This is a genomic window from Mucilaginibacter sp. PAMC 26640 (genome assembly GCA_001596135.1).
GTDB lineage: Bacteria > Bacteroidota > Bacteroidia > Sphingobacteriales > Sphingobacteriaceae > Mucilaginibacter.
Window position 1 is genome coordinate 4,043,797 of the sequence record CP014773.1, and the last position, 16,645, is coordinate 4,060,441.

Here is a 16,645-nt window from a genome sequence, read left to right on the forward strand (position 1 = left end):
TGCAATGCAAAACGTTAGCCCGTAAGTTGAACGGATAATGATCTTACTTGGTAGTGGTCACATTAGTTAGATAAAAAAGTTTATAGATGACGAAGGCGCATATAAGGTTGTGGAATTAGTTGATATAATGAAGAAGTGACGATCATTATTCAAGCGCCTGTTAAGTATTAAATTAAGTCGTCGGTTCAGCAAAAACTATAATTACTATTTCAATTTGCTTTGCTAAACTTAGTTTCTACACGTTCTGCCTGAAATAAATAGTTTTGAGTGAGCTTTGTGTAGGCGGCAATAACTTGATCATCATCAAAAAATTGTTCTATAACAAAAGAGATCGGATCACCAGTCTGTGGAACGTGCGGCGGATTTTCTATAATAATATTTCTTGGGCCGCTATAATCGGTGTAAAAGAACTTGGTATCAAACTCAAATCTAAGTAAAGTTGTCATTTGGGGGGATTGTTAAGTTTAAGTCGGTATTACAAATACTGATATAATTAGAATGCTAGTCGTCAACTGAGGTACATATATTATGCATAAACAACATCAAACACTAAAATTTAAAAGAAAGCGCGAGCAAAGCAATTCTCTTATCACTTAGTCCGGACAACTATTGAACTCAAAATTATAATCAGCGTATTAGAACCCCATTAGAATAACATTAAATTTGGATTAGAATTCATATGGTACTAAATATCAACTATATACAGCAAATTCACAAGAATTTTTACTGGCCTTATAACAAAAGGTCTGTCGTTAAATAATTTCGTATTTCTAACAAATTTATTGTGAGACTATAATTTATATAGCTGTAGCATCCTCTGTTGCGTTTTTCAAGAAAATGCAGATTTATATATTAATTGTCAGTCAATATTTAGAATAGTCCTTTGTCGTATTTTCAATTTCACAACCGGGCAATATTTTTAAAGACCAGATTGGTTGAGCCAGTTTTTTAACTGGTTAGATTTTTCTCTGCTGATTAATACACCTTCATTTAACGATGGTGCGAGATCAATTTTTAATTGCCCGTTGAAGGATTGGTGAATATTGAGAATTGCCTTTATAGAGACGATGTATTGCCGGCTGATTCGAAAAAAACCATCCGGATTCATCTCCTTCTCCAATATCTCCAACGTCTGATCGATCATAAACCGCTGGGCATTGTGCCTAACCAAAAAGGTGGTTTTATTTTCAGAAGTAAAATAGGCTATCTCATCGGCCATCACCAATATAAATTTATCACGGTAGGCAATCAAGAAGCGCGTACGGTAGATAGGCTGCCTGGCATGCATGTTTTTAACCATTTTTAAGATAGTCTCATCATGGCCTAAGCCGGCAAGAGATTTGGTCTTCGTCAAACAAGCTTGGAGTTTTTCAGCTTCTAATGGTTTGAGCAGGTAAGCAATTCCATTAACCTCGAATGCTTTTAAGGCGTATTCATCATAAGCCGTAATAAAAATGACCGGAGCAGTTACATCAACATGGGTAAAGATCTCAAAACTCAGGCCATCGGTTAGTCTTATATCCATAAATATAATATCTGGCTGTTGGTTACTTCTCAACCATTCCACACTGGCAGCAACCGTTTGCAACTTCGCGGCTATGCTAATATTTCTATCAAGGGCGTGAAGCATTTTTTCTAGCCTTTGGATATTTGGAAGCTCATCTTCAATAATTAAAACCGTTAACATCGTATTTTTTTTTAGTCAATTCGATCAAAGGTATCGTCACCCGAAAAAAGAAATCATCATTATTCACTATTGGTAATTGCTTGTTTAAAAGACGGTATCGTTCACTAATATTTTTCAGGCCGATTTGAGTACCTTGTTCCGGTGATTTTTTAGGAGTCTTATTATTTTCCACTATTAAAATGTTGCTGTCATCAGCACGGATATGAATGCGAAGGGGCGCATCGGTGCTAAAAACATTATGCTTAATTGCGTTCTCGATCAGCAATTGCAAGGTCAGTGGCGGTAGGCCAAACCGTTTAGCATTTTCTATAGGATCAATACGGACGCTGATACCGCTGCCGTACCGTATCTCGTACAAGAACAAATAGGCTTTGATAAACTCCAATTCTTCAGTCACGGGGATCACATCTTGTATCCTGTTCATGAGCATGTACCTATAAATTGAGGATAACTTAGCGATATACGATACGGCAACAGCCGGCTGATCTTCGATCAGTGCGGTTACAATACTGAGGTTGTTGAACAAAAAATGTGGATCAAGCTGCAATTTTAAAGCCTCCAGTTGTGCTTGGGTGCTCAAGTTTTCCATTTCCATCGATCTCAGCCTGGAATCATTCCAACGGTAGAAGAAATATTCTGCAGCGAAAACCGCGGTAATTAACAGGGAGAAGATGATGCCGATGATAGTGGTCTGTCTCTGCATCAAGGCATCATAATCAAAATGAGCGGGGAATCTAATGCTGAAGAACAAATTAAGAATGATGTAGATAATCAAGATATGTACCGAAAGCTGTGTAGCGAACCTGATTTTCGGCCGGCTTTCCCAAGGAATGTATCTGTTTAATAATGTAGTAAGCTGTATGCCTGTCTCAAATAAAACGGCAGCATATGCCGCGCTGAATGAGAATTCGAGTAGAAAGTCACCAAATGCATAATAATGCCAGCTGTTAAAGGTCCGCTCAAAAGGATTGATCATTACGAGGATCAGGTACAGTATCAATCCGAAGCCAGGATAACCGTAGATGCGGAATAATCGATAGCTGTGTTTATGCATGTGCTAAAATAGGGATAAAGTACAATGATACGTACTCAATTTATCCGTTTCCATGTCTCTTTAAAGCTTAAAAAGCCCCATTTGACTTTAAGATTCAGCTCTGTTCCATTCTCATTAACCGTGAACTGCCCGTGATAGGTCTTGTTATCTTTCGGATCGATCACAATCCCATCAAAAACCTTATTAATTGTCAGTCTAAGTTCTCTGGCGATTATCTTATTGTTGTTGATCTTGTCTTTTTCGCTTGATGTACTGATTTGTTTGGCGCTGAAAAAAGCTCCGTCAGGATAGAATTCAATAATATCTTTATCGGGGGTTTCCCATCTCCCTGTTATTGCTGCCTGTTGAGCTGAGCAAATGCAACTTAAAAAAACAACGAATAACGTCAAAACAACTTGTTTACACATGGTTATAAAATTAATACTTATTATAGAGGAGCTTTAATGCCCACCATCGCACTAATACCGCTCAGATGGGTATTTGATTTATTGGGCAGATTGGGTATTGTGGATGCCTGGCTTTCGAAATAAAAAATAAATGCATTGGATACTTTGAAATTGACACCACCGCCTGCATTTACATAGAGATAAGTCCCCGAAGACGTGGTATAACTGACCGTTTTGGATACTTTGACGAATGATGTAGTGGGGACATCTATAAAAGATGTACCGGCTCCACCCAAAATATAGGGCTGCCATCTTCCAAAACTATGCTGGTAACCTAAGCCTAAACCGAGGTTGGTACTGTTGGCCTTGGCATCGATTGAAGAATAAACGTTTTCGAAATTGCTTTGTGACTTGAAATCTACAGTAGACTGGCCGAATTGTAATTTCGCAAAATAATCCTGCTGATAATTGAGTTGCAACGATGTCATCGCATTAGACCCTACAAGGGTCTTTGTACCTTTAGCCTGATCATATGGAATGAACAAACCTACGGAGCCGCCAAAATCCAGGTATAATTTCCGGGCTGTTGTTTCAGCCTTGTTTTGTGCACGGGCGATAGAAAAGAATGCGACAAAACAAATCAGTAAAATAAAAAATTTAGTTTTCATGAAGCGTTTATGGTTAAACCTAGCCGACTCAATTATCATCGGTGCGACAGTAAAGGATGCTTTAATCAGCGGGTATTTCCGGTTGCTTTGTAATAACCAGCCACTGCGGTGAGGTATTCAAAAACACTTTGAGTGTAGTCGTTATCGGCCTCTACCACCCTCAGTTCGGCATCTGCAATCTCAACGTATTTGGCAAAACCCTTTTGCCATCTGGCCCGGACAAATGCAAGCGCCTGTTCACGAGCACAACGGATATTTTGCTGGCCTTTCATTTTTTCGCTATTTTCTATAATTGCCAGGCGGTTATTCCGAATTTGGAGCTTGGCCTGATTTTCCATCAGCCTTCGTTCGGTTGTCATCTGTTCCAGCGCTAGCCTGCTTTGCTTTACTCTGGCATCAGTACGAAAACCGGTAAAAATAGGGATGCTTAATTGTATGCCTATATAAAAGCTATTCGGCACATTGTAATGATCAAATTTGAAATTATCCGACTGCGCCTGCAGCGTGTACTGGCTAACAAACGCCAGTGAGGGCAGGTATTTTGACTGCTCATTTTTAACCTGTTGGCTGGCAATCTGTATTTTCCAGTCACGCAGATACAAATCCGGGCGTATACCGTTTTTTAACGTATCAACATTTACGTTTTGTTGCCCGCCTAATAAGTTTACACCGATAGTATCGGTCAATGCCAATTCTTGATCCAGCGATACATTTAACAGACTTTTCAGATAATTTTCAGATTGTTTAATCGCAGTTTGAGCCTTGTTGCAATTAATCTTCATCAGTTCTAAATTGCTCCATGCATTCAGGGTATCTGCTTTATTGGCATAACCCTTGCTAAATAATAAACGGCTATCAGTAAGATTGCGTTGCGAACGATTGAAGGCAGCATTTGTCAATACCTGGTTTTGACCAGCGATTAAGCTGTTAAAATAAGCTTTCCTGATCTCATCTGCCAGTTCCCAACGGCTTAGCGCTGCATTGGCATCGTTTAGTCCCATGTTTAGTTTTGCCGAATGAACATTGCCGGCAACTTCCTGGTTAAAGATTGGCATCCTGACATTAAGGTTACCCGTATAAGCATTTTTGGAAGAAGCGGGTATAGCCTGTAAACTACCAATATCATAAGTAATCTGCGACGCAGCATTAATGCCGAATGTTGGGAGAAAGAATACAGCCGGCTTAATATTCCTCAGATAATCTACAGTGATTTCAACCTGCGGATATTGATAGGATTGAGCTTCTTTTAGGCTGAATTTTGCTTTTTGAGCGTCGAGTTCTGCCAGCTTAATCTGCTGATTGGCACTTAAGCCAATGCTAACTGCCTGCTTTAAGGACAGCGGCATTTTGTGTTGTGCACAGGCGGTGCCCACGCAACTTATACTAATGATAAGGGTAATAAAAATGCTGAGCGTAGTTACTGCCTTTTTTTTCATTAACTGCCTTTTCAAAAAGTTACTAAGGCTGGCTTTTAATTTAAACATGGTGCTGTAGACCACCGGTACAACCACCAGTGTTAAAAACATACTGCTGCTCAGGCCGCCGATTAACACCCAGGCCAGCCCACTACTGAATGCGGAAGACCCGCCTTTGGCCACTGCCAAAGGCAACATGCCAATTACCATAGCAAGCGTGGTCATCAATATTGGCCGCAACCTGGCCTTGCCTGCCTCTATAAGTGCGTGGCTAACGCTACGACCGTCGACTGCGCCATTTAAAACATCGTTAGTTTTGTCCACCAGTAAAATACCGTTTTTAACTACCAATCCCATCATCATTATAAGACCGAAAATTGAAAATACATTCATGGATTTGGCGGTGAGCGCCAATGCCATTAATGCACCGGAGATAGCCAGCGGAATAGAAAAAAGGATCACAAACGGAAATAGCCAGTTATTGTACAGGGTCACCATGATCAGGTAGATGAGCGCGAAAGATACCAGCAGAGCTAACCCCAAATCATTGAAAGCATCTCCTTGCTGTTCCAGATCGCCTTCGTAGATCACCTGCACGCTTTTACTCAAGCCAATTTTTTCGATTTTTTTTTTGATATCTTCGCCAACATCGCCAACGGGCCTTCCGGAAACCTGTGCCAATAAAGTGACGCTAGGTTGCTTATTACGGCGTTCAAGCCCTGACGGCCCTGACTGCTGAACCATTTTGGCAAACTGATTGAAATAGACCAATTGGTTATCTGCATTGATGAAAGTAAGTTTCATCAGCTGATCAGTTTGTTTACGGTCATGAACATCCAGCTGTATCCGGGTATCGGTTTCCTTATCCTGGTTCCGAAACTTCAATTGATCATTTCCATAAATCGCCAGCCGCAAAGCATTTCCAACGACTTCGGTATTTAACCCAAGTTTGGCCATTTTATCCCGGTCTGCAAGCAACTTTATTTCCGGCGTACCTAATTCAGATGATAACCTTGGGCTAACCAAACCACTTACACTACGAATATGGCCGAGAACAACTGCTGCTGCTGCGTTTACGCTATCCCGGTTGGTTCCGGTAATTAGTAACTGTACCGGTGCTTCATTGGCACCAAATAAACCAATTGGAGAAACCCTGCTTTTTACACCTGCTACCTGTATAGATAAGGCTTTCAGCTCTCTGGATAGTTGTGACAGGCTTTTCTTTCTTTCTGTTTCGGGTATCAGAGATATATTGATGGTGGCGAGGTTCGAACTGTATTTTTCATTAAAGCCATCATTTTGGTAACCGGTATTGGAAAAAACCTTCGTGATTTCAGGCACTGATTTTAATTTATTTTCAATGATCCTAATGGTAGAATCTGTTTCCGCTAGTTTAGTCCCCGGCTGCAGATCAACGAATAGAGATAACTCTCCTTTATCTGCCGCTGGCAGAAATTCAGTGCCGACGGTATCGGAAGTCAGCAATAACAGCGAGCTGCCAAAAATGGTGAATGCAATTATACCGATGACGACTTTATGGCTGAGACTCCATCGTAGTAGTTGACCATATCCTTCGGTGAGGCTGTGCATTACCGACTCAAACCAATGGCCGGCCTTTCCAAAGATCGTTTTTGAGCTCAAATGCTCCAGCCTGGCAAAACGCGATGCGATCATGGGTGTCAGCGTGAAGGAAACAAAAAGGCTGGACAGCGTAGATATGACAATCACTAATGAAAATTCTTTTATTAAGCTACCTACAAGTCCGGGAACCAATGCCATGGGCAAGAATACGACTACGTTTACTAACGTGATCGATAGCGCGGCAAAACCGATCTCGTTCCGACCATCCAGCGCTGCATCCCGCTTATCTTTTCCTTTTTCTAGGTGATGATAAATATTCTCCAGCACCACTATGGAATCATCAACCAGCACACCAATCACTAGGCTCATGGCCAATAGAGTCATCAGGTTAAGCGAATAATCCAACGCATACATCATAATGAAGGCGCTGAATAAAGAAGCCGGTATGGAAACCATAATGATTAGTGAATTACGGATGCTGTGTAAAAAGACCAGCATAACCAATGCTACCAGAAGTATGGCAATAGCAAGGTCATCATAAACCTGGTGGGCGGCTTTCAGTGTAAATTCCGAACTATCCTGAGCCACGTTAAATTTGATTTTTTGTGCTGCATACTCCTGTTCTAACTGTTGCAGTTCTTCCCTTACTACCTTGGTTACTTCTGCTGCATTTGCGCCGTTTGTTTTATTGATAAATAGCGCTATAGATGTTTGCCCATTAAGGCGACTGCTGATCTCTTCGTCCTTTTGGCTGATCTGCACTGTGGCAACGTCTTTTATACTCAGGTTACTGCCATCGGGAAAGGTTTTTATTCTTAAGTTGCTAACCTGGGAGGTATCCGTTAACTTTCCACTCAACTTAACGCCGAACTGCGCATCCTTGTCTTTTATTATACCAACAGGGTAATCGGTATTGGCTTTGCGGATCGTTTCGAATACATCGGTGATCGATAACCCGTTGCTGATCAGTTTATCCTGTTTGATCAGCACTTTAATTTCTTTAGGGGTGCCGCCCAGTATCTTGACTTTCCCTACGCCTTTTATCTGCGCCAGCCTTGGTCTAAGCCGGTTATTCACCAGCTCGTATAATTCGGAAGAGGAAACTGATGCAGTTACGGCCAGTTTTAATACCGGCAGGTCATTTACATTAAATTTCTCCAGAACGGGTGCTTTAATACCTTCAGGGAAATCTGCCAGGGTACTATTTACAGACCGCTGCACTTCTTGCATCGCTTGATCAGGGTTGGCATCAGCCAAAAATTCAATAGATACCACGGAAAGATTATTCGCCGACAATGAATTTACCTTTTTACTTTTACTTACGCCCGAAACGGCATCCTCAATTTTTTTGGTAATACTGTTCTCCACATCTTCTGGCGAAGCGCCGGGGTAGGCTGTAATAACCGAAATGGTTGGCGTGGCCAAGTTGGGCAACAGTTCATATTTTAAATTCTGATAGCTGATGATGCTTAAACCACCAAGAATAAGAAAGAATACGATAAATAAGATCGGCCTTTTGATGGCCAGTCCGGTAATACTCATAAAAATAGATTTGGAGTGATTTTAGAGTGATGAACTGCCTAGTTATTAATGGTAAGCGTTTGTAGTTTCTTACCTGGCTCTACATTCAAAAGGCCCGTTGTCATTACGGTATCCCCTACCTTTAAGCCGCTTGATACCGACAGGAAATTGTCGAATTCTTTCCCCAATACAATGGGTGTGAGGACGGGGTGACGTGAACGGTGGATCAAGTAAACAGCACTTTGTCCTTTATTATTTGTTAATGCACTGCGGGGTATAACTAGCGCATTTGAGCGTTTATCTCCCTGAAAGGTTACGGTCACATTCATTCCGGATAAAAGCTTGCTAGCCTTGTTGTTTACAACCCTGATTTCCACCGGGAAAGTTTTGGCGGAAGACGCAACAGGGATGATAGCCGATATTTTACCTCTAAAAGTAATATCCGGGTAGGCATCAGCCTTTACCATTGCGGTATCGCCGTTTTTTAAATGAGCAATTTCATTTTCCTGAACAAAAACGTTAACTACAACATTATTCAGACAGGCCATTGTGCCCAGGGTAATGCCGGACGTAACATATTCGCCCTGGTTTATTTTCTTATCTATCACCGTTCCGGTTTCAGGAGCCAGTATTAATGTTTGCTCAACCTGCTTTTTACTGATGTTGCGTTGAAACCCGGCATTCTGCATCAGCAGCCTGGCATTCTCTACTTCCATCCCGGAAGCATTTCCTGACTCCTGGAGTTCTTTTAATTTTAGATAGTCCGCTTTAGCTTTGGTGTAGAAATGCTCATTGATCTGATTGCCCGAAGCACGGGTTGATGGATCAACTCTGACCAAAATGGCACCTTTGGTTACCACGAGACCCTTTTCAATAGCAGAGTAGATTACTTTACCGTCAGTTTCCGACGTTAATGTGATGGTTTTTCCAGCTTCTACGGCCCCTCTATAAGTAAATGCGTCTGAAAAATGCATTTCTTTAACTAAAGCAGCGTGGGCTGCGTAACCTACCGGTTGTAGCTCTTGAATGATTTCGTTTTGGACAGCCTCCTTATTGTTGTTTAAACGGCTGATTATTGCCACTGTTGCAAGGAGCAACAGTCCTGATGAGATTATTTTTGGGTAGTGCTTTTTGAACATTTCCTCGAACATATTGCAATGATTATAATGCAAAAATGCAGCTGCCCACCCGGCTATTAATTTTCAACTGACTGAGTTGACGAAAATGGCAACCGAAGTTTCAAAAACTGGGAATGATCGAAACGCAGGCGATCCGGCAATTAGAATATAATTAGAAATGACGAAGGATGACTAGAATTGGTTTTTCGACAGCATAAGAATTCAAATGGCGACTTGGAATTTGCCAAAACTTGAAATAAGGCATAAAAAAAGCCCTTTTACTACTGTAAAAAGGCTTCTTATAAGGGGGTGGATAACGGTGCAAAATCCGCACCTTTTTGTGGAAGAATTAATTGAAATAGGCGGTTTTTCTAAAATGCTAAGGATCGAAGAGCAAATATGAATCATCAATTGATTTTGCAACTAAATCATCAGTGAAAAATAATTATATATGTGGAGAATAAATAGAATAATCCTTTACGGTCTGAAGATTGATTGATTTCTTACGAAAATCCTATTGGCGGAGTTATAATATCTGACACTGCATCTATTGAATATCAGTAATATAATTTCAACCGTGTCGAATATCGCGTTCTCAATACGCGGAGTTTCGTCGTGACTAGCTTCAAGGTTAGTTTAAACACGATCTGCCTTGTCTAATATTTTTTGTATTCAAGGGCAATAGTTATCGTCCGTTCTTTTTTAAAATCGGAGTTCGGTTTAAGCGGCTAAAAGTAATTGCTTGTCATAGTTTCAAAAACGAAATTTAGGGAAGGTTTTTAGGGAAGAAATGATAAGCGGAAATAGCGCCCATCGTGTTCATTAGAAAGTTTCCAACGGAACAGTGCCTGGTATTAAGACCAATAATTTATCAGTGTATCGACTGACCCATATATTTCCGTTGGACGCACTGTCTCGTAATTGATCGAAGTTAAGGCCGTCAACGTGTTCTCATACAAAAGAATGTTACGGTAGGGGCTGTTTGGAGGATCGGGTGCCAGCCTAAAATTGCTAAGACTTCCAGCAATCTACTGCAGCGTCATATCAAACTAGTGTTATGTTAATCGTGTAATGACGGATAAAGCCTTTTCAGTTTTATGCGCGCATCTTTATTTTTGAACTGCCAGTTAATTTTGCTGTTCTTATTATTTCTGTTGTCTTGCCAAGCCGCTACCTCTTCGGTGATTTCTTGCATTGTTGAAATATGCCTGTTTAAGCATTGCCTATTCAATACATGCAATTCTATCTCGGCCATATTGAGCCAGCTTCCATGCTTGGGCGTATAAACAAACTCAAACCTATCCCATAGCCTTTTGGCTTCGGCTGGTTCAAATGTCTCATAAAATGCAGAGGCCGAATGGGTTTTAAAATTGTCCATTACTAAAGTTATTTTTTCGCCGCCGGGTAGCATTCATCTGCTATTCTTTTTACGAATAAAGCCCAGTCTTTTTTGGTTTTAAATACCGTAACTCCTACAAAGCGATTGCCCTTCAACGGTTCGTTGGCCATAAATATATTGACTACCCCATGCCTTATATACTCGTAATCTACTCTTGCCTCCTGGCCAGGCTTCATGGCTTGTGAGGGTTGCCCTTCTTCTATCAACTATTTTGGCGACTCATCCATGCATACAACCGGAAAATCCTCACCATAAGGCTTTTTGTATATATCCAATACCCGTTCCATATTGGCTACAAATTCGCTGCTTTTTTCCGGCGGTATTACCCATCCCTTCACTTTCCAAGGCTTAAGTTCGTTTTTTTAAGCACGCTTCTTACAGTCACATGCGAAATGCTTTCTACATATTCCAACTCCACCATCTTATCGGCAAGTAACCTTAATGTCCATTTAGCAAACCCCTTAGGCGGCTCACTGCAACATAAAGCTACCAGTTTAGCTTCTACATCGCCATCTGATTTTGTTTCATAAACCCGGCTGGTGGGCCGACGATCTCAAACACCTTTAAAACCCTCTTCAATAAACTTTTTCTTCACCCGGTCTATCGTTCGCATCCCTACTTTCAGAACTTTACTGATCTGTTCATTGTTTATCTTCTCCGCATATTCCCCTTCATCACAATTCAGAAGTACATAGGCTGTCCGGAATGTTTGATAACTATGGGAGCCTTTGTTGATTATTGAGTATAACTCTCCAACCTCTTCTTTGGTAAGTTTATCGTATAGCGTATCATCTGTAAATCGTTTTACAAATATATACTTTTATACGTCATATTATATTTAACTCAACACTAGATAACCGGGACAGTCTTTCTGGAATTAGGTATCGTGACTTCTATCGGCAGGTTCTTGTTTTTTAGGCCAAGTTCAACTTGGTCAGGGAATATTAATCGCGTATAAACTTCTGGGTAACGATATTTTAGTATTCCAAACGCCTTACCGTAAAAAAAATATTCAACAAGCTTTTTGCACTATTATCAGCAACAAAAATGTAAACGCCATCGTAATTATAAATTTCCAGATCCTTGTTTAGGAAAGGAAGATCCTTTACAAAATATATTGAGTCAGGAAACGAAACATTCAATGGGTTTTTACGCCCAATGAATTTCAACTTTCCAACGTTGATGGGAATTTCAGTCTGGCCAAGCATTGGCTGTTTTACAAGAGATTTGATCCTTTCATCAATTTGATCAACCGTGAGGTTGGCCTGATTAAAGTCATTTGTAGTTTTTTTTGTTCGTTGGGGTTATTTTAAGGGCCATTATTTGCGCACTTTTTAGTCAGCAGCATCATAATTTATTTTTTTACCGCCTACAAAATCAAAGAGCGTTAGCCGCCGGATATGATAATAGGATTCCCAGAACAAACGGAGATTTTTGATAAAAGACCGTTTGGCCTCATCTTTTTCCGTTAATGCAATATGAAGGTCAGTAAGGCTGATCCGACCGATTAAAAATTGCTGTTCGGCCAATTCATAACGTTCGTTGGCGATACTATCGGCCTGTCTCGCTATTTGAATATTGTCGCTGATCAATTCCGTATTTTGAACAAGGCTAACTATCTCTTGCACGATCGCAAGCTGTTCGAGTTCAACGTTGTATTGTTCTGTTTTTAAATTTGACAGCGCGAGGTCGCGTTTACCTTTATTTCGCCCCCAGTCCACAATTGGAATGCTCAAATTCAGCGAGAGTTGTTGCTGGCCCTTAGAGGAACTGTAAATACCATATATGTCGGCGTCCGAGCCGCTTAACCCGAGAACCGCGCTTAGGGTTATCGAATAACGCTCCCTGTTGGCGCTTTCAAGGTTACTTTTTGCCTCGAGGATTCTCCTTTTGAAGGCAATAAACTCTTTCCTGTTCATTTTTGCCTCTGCTATGGCCTGATCCAGGGAAAGCCGCATAACCGGGAGGGTATCCGGAATCAGGAGATCGTTGAGCGCCGTATCCTTAATACCCGCATAAGTCTTCAACTTGTAGATGGCGGACTTAAAGTCGACGTTAGACTTTTGCAGATCCTGCTGTGAATTTAAGATCCGGAGTTTAAGCTGCAGGATTTTATCTTTGGTGGTCGTACCTAGGCTGACCCGTTTATTTTCGATCTCGTATAAGTGCTGGATGTTGAAGAGGTTTTTAACAGCGAGTTGCTTATTAACGGATGCTTCAACCGCGTCAAAAAAATAGGTCACCACATTATCAGAAAGGTTTTCCATTTCCTGCGTAAATGCCTTCCTTGACTCCTGTAATTTCAAAGGCTCGATCTGTTTTTGCCATTTGAACCGGTTATAGGCGAATAAGGGCTGGTTGACCATCAGGTTGTAGGGACTCCCACTGTATTGCCGGTAATGGTTTCCGAAATCATCAAACCTGGACAAGTTAGTTGTCAGTGAAATATCCGCTCCGGTCGCTAATACACTCTGACTGAGCGTAGCTCCCAGGCTTGAATAATTTTGCCTGATCGGTATGAAACGGAATGAACCATCATCCTGAGATATTTTAGAGTATTCTTTCGAATAATTCGCCAGGCTCCCGGATATCACCACCTGCGGCTTCAGTGTGGCCTTGTAATTTTCGAAGGACAATGCCAACGCCTGTTTGTTACTACCCGCGAGTTTGGCGGACGTGGAATGATGTATCGCAAGATCGATGATATTGGCAAGTGAATAACTCTTTTTTTCCTGGCCGTGAGCGCATAACGGGAACAGCAGTAAACATCTCCAAAGGTATTTTATGGTCATTTTGAACGTTTGAATTTGGTCGTTAGGAAGAAGTAAGAAAGGGGCACAAACCATACGGCCAGGAATGTACCGATGGTCAGCCCCCCGATGATAACATATACCATGGGCCGTTGCAGGTCACTGCCGATACCCGGGGTAAATAAGACCGGGAGTAATGCCAGGCTTGTGCTCAGGGAAGTCATCAATAGCGGTTTCAGACAAATCTCACCGGCCTGGTGCAACAGCTGTTCCAGCTGTTCTGTCGTTTCTTCTCGCCCCGATTCCTTATACTGCCTGCGGATCCGGTTGATAGTCTCCACTTTCAATATCGGGTCGTCGACAATGATCCCCAGTACCACGACGAATCCCACTGCCGCCATGATGTCCAGAGTACCGCCGCACATCCACAGTAGTAATAAGGCGGCAGAAATACCCAGCGGGAGTGTCAACATCACGATGAAGGGGTAAGCCAGGCTCTCGAACTGCATAGCCAAGATAAAGTAAAGCAGCAAAATCGAGATAAAAAAGATGATGGCGAGGTCCTTAACAGCGGCCTGGTTGGAAAAGTATTTGCCCGTGAACATGACCGTACAGTTTGAACTAAGCGCTATCCTCCTCAGCGTGGTCGATAGGTATTCAATATTTCCACTGCCCGCTTGTGTAAACAGAACAGACCGGTAAGGGCCGGATTTATCGGATGTAATGTTTTTAGTATGCCGCGCAAAACCGTAATTAACCAGTGCAGAAAGTGGGTAAGAAACCTTGTTCTTGTTGATCCGGGATTGGGTCATGAGGTCCGTGAAATCGCCATCGGGGCCGCTTAGCACCAACGATTCCCAGTCCTCCTTGTTCCTTTGACTCATCCGGTAAGAACCGGTTATCCTTTTCAATTCGGATTTGACTTCGTCATCATTAATGTGGTAGGCTTCCAGCACCTCTTCCTTAAGCGACATGTCTATATTGTCTTCTTCCTGAAATCCCGGCCCGAATTGCCAGGCCCGGTTATGGAGGCCTGACAAGGCGCGCTTCACCGACCTGAAGTCCGCTTCACCCGAAGATTCTGTGATTGGCTTGAACCGGGCTTCAAAGTACGGCTCTCTGTTTTCGAACAACTGGGTAAAGGCATTCGGCGCATCCGTTACCGTAAAAGAAACCCCTGGAAACCTAGATTTTAAGCACCCCGAAAGCCTGTACTCACCCTGTTTTTTTTCATTTTCGGTTGGGAAACTCAGGTATACTTCGGTGTGCTGTGTGTTGTTCGTGTTTTCGTTGAGCAAAAATTGCCTTATCCCTATTTCAGCCTCCCACGTTACCTTGCTATTCAACGTACTGATCACCTCAAGTGTACCGGCCCTATTTGCATCGACCGATAGTGGCCTGTTCCAGTCAATAGTCAGGAGGATTTCATTTTGTGCGATATGCGGTAATGAAGCGATCGGCACATAACGGAAAAAGACCGCGCAAGCTGGCATAAAAAGGATTGTGATATAGAAAAAACGTTTTTTGTGCCTGAAGATATGATTGATCATCCGGTGGTATTGATGAGATATCCATAAATAGAACCGGGTGTCCTCCTTTAAGGTAAGTTGCCTTTTGCCGATCAGGAGCTTATAGAGCAAAGGGTTCAACATAAACGCCACCAGAAGCGAAACGATCAGCGATATAGTCAGGGCGGTTGCCTGATCATAAACGAGCGCGCCCGCGATGCCACTCAGGTAGATCAAAGGCGCGTAAACCGCCACGGTTGTAAGTACCTGACTAATTACTGGAACAATCACCTCATTCGTGCCCTGTACACAACTTTCGTCGATGTTCAATCCCTCCAGTTGTTTCCTGTAGATGTTATCTAATACGACAATAGAATTGTCGATCAGCATACCAATCCCCAGTGCAAGCCCCGATAGGGAAATAATATTGAAAGATATTTGAAAGATATTTGAAAGATATAAAAGAAAACAAAGGAAATAACAAGCGATAGCGGGATACTGATACTCATCAGCAGCGGCATAGCATAATTTCCAAGGAAAAGAAACAATAACAGCACGCAGAGTATACCCCCAAAAATCAGGTCCTGAACGAGATTGCTTATACCGGCCTCGAGCAGGAAATTCTGGTTTTGGGTCGTCGAAAAACGAACACCCGGATAATCTTTGCTGAGGAACTTAATGGTGTTCAGCACCCGTGGCAGCAGTTCGTTCATTTTAGCATCGGGTTGTTTTAAAATATTAATGACCAACCCTTCCTTTCCGTTATACAAATGATACCCGGAAGGCTCCTCCCGGTAATTGGTCACCCGTGCCAGGGTCGCGAGCGGGACGCTATGGGATGAATCAACTGGAATCATGACGCGCCTGAGCTGGTCCAAATCACCGGAACGGTTTTTGAGCTTTAAAAAGTAGGTGTTAGTACCATCCTTGACGGTCAGCGAACCGACATCAGCATCCGACGTATTGATAACCTCCGCTATTCGGTCAATATTGATGCCTAGTGCGGACATCGCCCTGGTGTCGGGTGTGATTTTTACCGCGGGATGCTGGGCGCCATTGATATCTACCATAGCGACCCCGGGGATCTGTTCAAATCGCCTCTTGATCGATTTTTTAACCAGCACGGATAATTCCACCAATTTAGCCGTGTCCTGCGGGACCAGCTGGACCCGCAGGATAGGGACATCCGATGTATTCAGCCGCGATATCTGTGGCCTTGGCAAATCCGTGGGCAGCGTGCTGATCAGCCTGTCTATCTTTTCGTTCATATCCACGTAAGCCAAGTTCATATTCGTACCGAAACTGAATGAGATATGCAGGATAGCGGCATGATTGGTACTGGTCGCTTCGATATCCTTCAGGTGATCCGCATTTACAATACTTTCCCTGATCAGGCTGGTGACATTCTTTTCGATCGCCGCTGCCGCAGTATTCGGATAACTTATTTTGATCAGAATGACAGGTACATCGATACCCGGAAGTAAAGAAATCGGGATTTTCCGCAACGCCAGTACCCCCAATACACTGATAACCAGGAACGACATTAAAACCGCTATCG

The 16,645-nt window shown here is 42.3% G+C and carries 11 protein-coding genes and 1 pseudogene; all 12 read right to left on the minus strand.

Annotated features, from left to right (window positions below; all coding sequences use genetic code 11):
• Positions 1-209 precede the first annotated feature (209 nt).
• Entirely contained in the window at positions 210-446 is a 237-nt protein-coding gene (locus A0256_17545) for a hypothetical protein (protein ID AMR33089.1), read from the minus strand.
• Between the two features lie 473 nt (positions 447-919).
• Entirely contained in the window at positions 920-1,687 is a 768-nt protein-coding gene (locus A0256_17550; GenBank protein AMR33090.1) for a DNA-binding response regulator, read from the minus strand.
• Positions 1,665-2,741: a hypothetical protein gene (locus A0256_17555; GenBank protein AMR33091.1), complete on the minus strand. Its 1,077-nt coding sequence runs from the start codon at positions 2,739-2,741 to the stop codon at positions 1,665-1,667. Before A0256_17555 ends, A0256_17550 begins: the two co-directional genes overlap by 23 nt.
• A gap of 35 nt (positions 2,742-2,776) precedes the next feature.
• Complete coding sequence (locus tag A0256_17560) at positions 2,777-3,148, minus strand: hypothetical protein (protein AMR33092.1); 372 nt, start codon at positions 3,146-3,148, stop codon at positions 2,777-2,779.
• 20 nt (positions 3,149-3,168) lie between these two features.
• Complete coding sequence (locus A0256_17565; GenBank protein ID AMR33093.1) at positions 3,169-3,834, minus strand: hypothetical protein; 666 nt, start codon at positions 3,832-3,834, stop codon at positions 3,169-3,171.
• A gap of 26 nt (positions 3,835-3,860) precedes the next feature.
• Positions 3,861-8,333 (minus strand): hypothetical protein, encoded by a 4,473-nt coding sequence (locus tag A0256_17570; GenBank protein AMR33094.1) that lies wholly within the window; start codon positions 8,331-8,333, stop codon positions 3,861-3,863.
• A 38-nt stretch (positions 8,334-8,371) separates the two neighbouring features.
• On the minus strand, positions 8,372-9,463 hold the full coding sequence (locus tag A0256_17575; GenBank protein AMR33095.1) for a hypothetical protein: 1,092 nt from the start codon (positions 9,461-9,463) through the stop codon (positions 8,372-8,374).
• Positions 9,464-10,490: 1,027 nt separating this feature from the next.
• Positions 10,491-11,116 (minus strand): annotated as a pseudogene (locus tag A0256_17580) (transposase).
• Positions 11,117-11,806: 690 nt separating this feature from the next.
• Positions 11,807-12,037 carry a hypothetical protein gene (locus A0256_17585; GenBank protein ID AMR33096.1) on the minus strand — a complete coding sequence of 77 codons (231 nt, stop codon included), beginning with the start codon at positions 12,035-12,037 and terminating at the stop codon, positions 11,807-11,809.
• Positions 12,038-12,163: 126 nt separating this feature from the next.
• A complete protein-coding gene (locus tag A0256_17590) occupies positions 12,164-13,621 on the minus strand; it encodes a hypothetical protein (protein AMR33097.1) in 1,458 nt (485 codons plus the stop codon).
• Positions 13,618-15,477, minus strand: coding sequence for a hypothetical protein (locus A0256_17595; protein ID AMR33098.1), 1,860 nt, complete (start codon positions 15,475-15,477; stop codon positions 13,618-13,620). The genes A0256_17590 and A0256_17595 overlap by 4 nt, the downstream gene beginning before the upstream one ends.
• Complete coding sequence (locus tag A0256_17600) at positions 15,471-16,631, minus strand: hypothetical protein (protein ID AMR33099.1); 1,161 nt, start codon at positions 16,629-16,631, stop codon at positions 15,471-15,473. The genes A0256_17595 and A0256_17600 overlap by 7 nt, the downstream gene beginning before the upstream one ends.
• Positions 16,632-16,645: the final 14 nt, after the last annotated feature.